Below are 4,754 nucleotides of genomic sequence, written 5' to 3'. Positions count from 1 at the left end.
GATAAAAGATAAGGGATATGCAAGACATTATCAACATATTGAAAAAGAGTTTTTATCCCTCGCCCCACTACCAATCCAACGAGCCATAGTTTCCAAAATAGAAACCCTATTTTCTGATTTAGACAATGGAATTGCCAACCTTAAAAAAGCACAAGAGCAGTTGAAGATATACCGCCAAGCGGTGCTAAAAAAAGCCTTTGAGGGCGAACTCACAAAAGAGTGGAGAGAAAAACAAAGTAACTTACCAACAGCCGAAGAACTTCTAAAACAAATAAAAGAAGAACGCCAAAATCACTACAACCAACAAATTGAAGATTGGAAAAAAGCAGTTAAAGAGTGGGAGAAGAATGGCAAAGAGGGGAAGAAGCCAACGAAGCCAAAAGCAATTAAAGAATTACCGCCTTTGACAGAAGATGAGTTGAATGAGTTACCGAGGTTGCCTGAGGGGTGGACGTATATAAAACAAGGTGAATTAATCGAAGAACCAAAATATGGAACTTCAAAAAAATGCAATTATGTAAATAAAGGAAATGGAGTATTAAGAATACCCAATATTATTGACCTTAAAATTAATTCATTAGATTTAAAATATGCTGAATTTTCTATTGAAGAAAAAAATATCTATAAGTTGCAAAAAAATGATATTTTAACAATACGGTCTAATGGAAGCGTAAGTATCGTAGGCAAATGTGCATTAATTAGAGACATTGACACAAACTTTTTATTTGCAGGATATTTGATAAGATTAAGACCATTTCAAAAAAATATAAGTTCAAAATATCTAATAAATTGCCTTTCTTCTATTAAACTGCGAAATCAAATTGAAGCAAAAGCTAAATCTACAAGTGGTGTAAATAATATTAATTCGGGCGAATTATCATCTTTGATTATTCCTGTTTGCTCAATCCCCGAACAACACCAAATAGTCCAAGAAATTGAAAGCCGCTTATCCGTTTGCGACAAAGTAGAGCAAAGCATAACAGAAAGCCTTGAAAAAGCCAAAGCCCTACGCCAAAGCATACTTAAAAAAGCCTTTGAAGGGCGATTACTGAGCGAAGCCGAAGTAAGAGCCTGCAAACAAGAAGAAGATTATGAACCTGCATCTGTGCTTTTAGAAAAAATAAAAGCGGAGAAGTTGACAAAAGAGCAAGAAGCAAAGAAAGCTAAAAAGAAAAGTAAGAAGTAATGGCAGAAAAAAGAAATCATATAAAAGTATTCGTTGCAAGTTCGGTTTATAATTTTGAAAGCGATTTAAATCGAATTTATGAGCTGTTAGATAATTTGGGATATGATGTATATATGTCACACAAAGGCAGTTTTCCGCTTAACAGCAAATTATCAAATTTAAAGAATTGCACGAATGGTGTAGAAGATTGTGATGTGTTTGTTGGGTTTATTCGTCCTGATTATGGGTCTGGTGTTTTAAAAAAAGGTGGTAAATCAATTACTCATTCTGAATTTGAAACTGCATATAAATGTAATATCCCACGATTTGTTTTAGCAGATTACAGAGTGCCTTTTACCAGAAATTTGTTTAGAAACAATAAGGTTATTAAAAATAAAACCAACAAAAAGTTAAAATTTGAAGATATATCTTTTGAAGAAAATAAGGTGATGGATACTCGTTGTGTAAATATGTACAACGAAGCTATAAAGGATAAAGAAAAACCTGCATCAATACGAACAGGAAACTGGGTGCAGTCGTATATTGGTATTAATGATATTGTATTGCATTTGGAGTCGCAATTCAAATACCCTGAAAGAATTACAAAATTAATAAACAACTCAAATTAGTATATTATGGCAGGACAAACATTTATTACAAAGCTGTTAAAGCAAGAGGATATTTATATTGAGTTTAAATCTAAATTTGATGCTGAACCTTTACTACAATCAATTTGTGCTTTTCTAAATAGCGAAGGAGGATGGGTATTAGTTGGATATTTGAATAAAAAAGTAATAGGAGTAAAAGATGGTATTGATACTAAGATTGAAAATTTAGAAGAGGCTGTATTAAACAAGATAATACCGCAACCATTGGTGTATATAAATAAAGAAAGGTATAAAGGCAAAGATTTAATTCTGATAAACGTCTTAAAAGGTTCAAGACAACCATATACTTTTAATGGAGAGTATTATATTAGAATAGGAGAATCAACAAAAACAGCAGATGTTGATGAAGTAAGTTTACTTTTAAGAACCAGTCAACCGCAAGCATCTACTTGGGAAAAAATTAATGTAACCGATGCAACAGTTGACGATTTAGATAAAGAGGAAATAGAAGCTACTATTTCTGATGCAAAAATAAAAGTTAAAGGAGATAGTTTACCTGATACTATTGATGGTTTTCTTTCGTATTATAAAATGGTTGATTATTCATCTGTGAATAATGGAGCTATGCTTTTATTTGGCAAAAAGCCGGCAAAGTTTATTCCTCAATGCCGAATAAGAATATTAGTAATGCCTTATGGAAAAGATGGTGGCAATTATTCAGATGAAGTATTTATTGAAGATAATTTATTTTCAGCTAATGAAAGGGTTATTGAGTATTTTACAAAAAACCTACCTCTAATTAGTGAATTTAACCCAAATACAGGACATAGAATAACAGCACCTAAATATCCTGTTCTTGGACTTAGAGAAGCTGTTATTAATGCAATTGTTCATAGAGACTATTCAGACTTTTCGGGAGATATTACTATTAATATTTATACAGATAAAGTTGAAATTATTAATTCAGGTGAAATACCACCTAATATAATATCTGATAATAACATCATTCCTCATCATTCTGTATTACGAAATCCTAATATTGCCCTTATGTTTTATTTAAGGGGTAAAATGGAAAAAGTAGGTAGAGGTTTAAGTTTAATAAAGAATGAGTTTATTGAAGAAGGTTATAAATCTCCTGTATGGAAGAGCGAAGGTGGTTATACCACGCTTACTCTATATACCGAATCGGAACAATTGAATGATAGAATGACTGAATTTTTAAATCAGATAAAAGCAGGTGGTTCTTTTACAAGCAAAGAATATGAAGCATATTTTACAGATAGAATTTCAGAAAAAACGGCACGTAATGATATATCTGTTTTAGTAAAAAGTAAATATGTATTAAAAGAAGGACAAGGCCCTGCTACTAAATATAAACGAACAAATAAAGAATTGCCGAATATTGCCGGATAATACACTAATGATAGAGATAATAAAGCTAATTATATGAGTAAAGATAGTAGTAATTTATATAGTTACAGTGATGTTAGTAATGCTGTTTGTATATATGATGGTACTAATATTTTTACCGGACATTACCGAATAGATGCTTTTGAAGGTTTTGCTCATTGTTTTGTAATAGATACTGAATTAGTTGATAATAAGCATTATAATGTGGGTTGTAATCTGTGTGATAAAAGAGATCGTTTTAATAATATTACCGGATATTACCAAATAGGTGAAGACGTTGTTTATGCAAGTACTGATACAAATGATGCAATAATTACTAATAGTATAGAGGAAAATGATATTAATAAAGCAAAACAATATTATTACCGGAAATTACCGAGTTATATATAAGGAAAGTTAAAGAAGTAGATAAATGACAGAAAATACAATTATATCAAAAGTTTGGAACTTCGCCAGTGTATTGCGTGACGATGGCGTTAGTTATGGTGATTATTTGGAGCAGATTACTTATTTGCTATTTTTAAAAATGGCAAATGAATTAAACAAACCGCCATACAATAAAGGATTAAAATTCCCGAAACTTAAAAATGCCCAAAGCGTAGAAATAAAAGATGCCGAACTTTGCGACTGGAATACTTTATCACAAAAGCGTGGTGCTGAATTAGAAGTTTTTTACAATCAAATGCTTCGTTCGTTGGCAAGCGAAAAAGGAATTTTAGGACAAATCTTCATCAAAAGTCAGAACAAAATTCAAGACCCTTCAAAACTCTTAAAAATCATTGATATGATTGATAAAGAGCAGTGGAGTTTGATGGGGGCAGATGTAAAAGGCAAAATATACGAAGGACTTTTAGAGAAAAATGCAGAAGATACAAAAAGCGGTGCAGGACAGTATTTTACACCAAGAGCATTGATAAAAACAATGGTTGCTTGCGTTCGCCCAAAACCTATGAAAAGCATTATTGACCCTGCTTGTGGTACAGGCGGTTTCTTTTTGGCTTCTTACGATTATATAATTGAAAATAACAAATTAGACATAGACGAAAAAGAGTTTTTGAAAAACAAAACATTTTACGGAAACGAGATTGTTGCCAATACTCGCAGAATGGCATTGATGAATATGTTTTTGCATAACATTGGCGAAATTGATGGCGAAACGCTAATATCTTCGGCAGATGCTTTGGTTTCGGACAATGGAGAGCGTTACGATTATGTACTTGCAAATCCGCCATTTGGTAAAAAAAGCAGTATGACATTTACGAATGAAGAAGGAAAACAGGAAAAACAAGATTTATATATAAATCGTCAAGATTTCTGGGCAACAACTTCAAATAAGCAACTGAACTTTTTGCAACACATCAAGTCTCAATTAAAAATATCAGGCGAAGCAGCAGTTGTTTTACCCGATAATGTTTTGTTTGAAGGTGGAGCAGGCGAAACCGTAAGAAAAGAGCTTTTAAAAACAACAGAACTGCATACCATTTTACGACTTCCAACAGGAATATTTTATGCACAAGGAGTAAAAGCAAATGTTCTATTTTTCGATAATAAACCTGCATCAAAAGACCATT

Annotated in this window: 5 protein-coding genes; all 5 read left to right on the top strand. The window is 32.1% G+C overall.

Annotation, left to right across the window (positions count from 1 at the left end; genetic code table 11):
- A partial coding sequence (locus tag U9R42_02795; GenBank protein ID MEA3494943.1) for a restriction endonuclease subunit S occupies positions 1 to 1,186 on the top strand: 1,186 nt, incomplete at its 5' end.
- Positions 1,186 to 1,794, top strand: coding sequence for a DUF4062 domain-containing protein (locus U9R42_02790; GenBank protein MEA3494942.1), 609 nt, complete (start codon positions 1,186 to 1,188; stop codon positions 1,792 to 1,794). The genes U9R42_02795 and U9R42_02790, both read left to right, overlap by 1 nt.
- A gap of 6 nt (positions 1,795 to 1,800) precedes the next feature.
- Positions 1,801 to 3,186 (top strand): putative DNA binding domain-containing protein, encoded by a 1,386-nt coding sequence (locus tag U9R42_02785; protein MEA3494941.1) that lies wholly within the window; start codon positions 1,801 to 1,803, stop codon positions 3,184 to 3,186.
- Between the two features lie 33 nt (positions 3,187 to 3,219).
- The gene (locus tag U9R42_02780) at positions 3,220 to 3,573 is read left to right on the top strand and encodes a hypothetical protein (protein ID MEA3494940.1); all 354 of its coding nucleotides are present in this window, start codon (positions 3,220 to 3,222) and stop codon (positions 3,571 to 3,573) included.
- A gap of 22 nt (positions 3,574 to 3,595) precedes the next feature.
- Positions 3,596 to 4,754 (top strand): class I SAM-dependent DNA methyltransferase (locus tag U9R42_02775; protein ID MEA3494939.1); only part of this gene is annotated, 1,159 nt, incomplete at its 3' end.

It is taken from the genome of Bacteroidota bacterium (assembly GCA_034723125.1).
GTDB lineage: Bacteria > Bacteroidota > Bacteroidia > CAILMK01 > JAAYUY01 > JAYEOP01.
The sequence above is the reverse complement of the archived record's forward strand: the minus strand, read 5'-3'. Positions and strand labels throughout refer to the sequence as shown.

Excerpts from the sequence above, each read along its gene's own strand:
- U9R42_02785 (MEA3494941.1), top strand. The coding sequence starts at position 1,801 with ATGGCAGGACAAACATTTATTACAAAGCTGTTAAAGCAAGAGGATATT.
- U9R42_02780 (MEA3494940.1), top strand. The coding sequence starts at position 3,220 with ATGAGTAAAGATAGTAGTAATTTATATAGTTACAGTGATGTTAGTAAT.
- U9R42_02790 (MEA3494942.1), top strand. The coding sequence starts at position 1,186 with ATGGCAGAAAAAAGAAATCATATAAAAGTATTCGTTGCAAGTTCGGTT.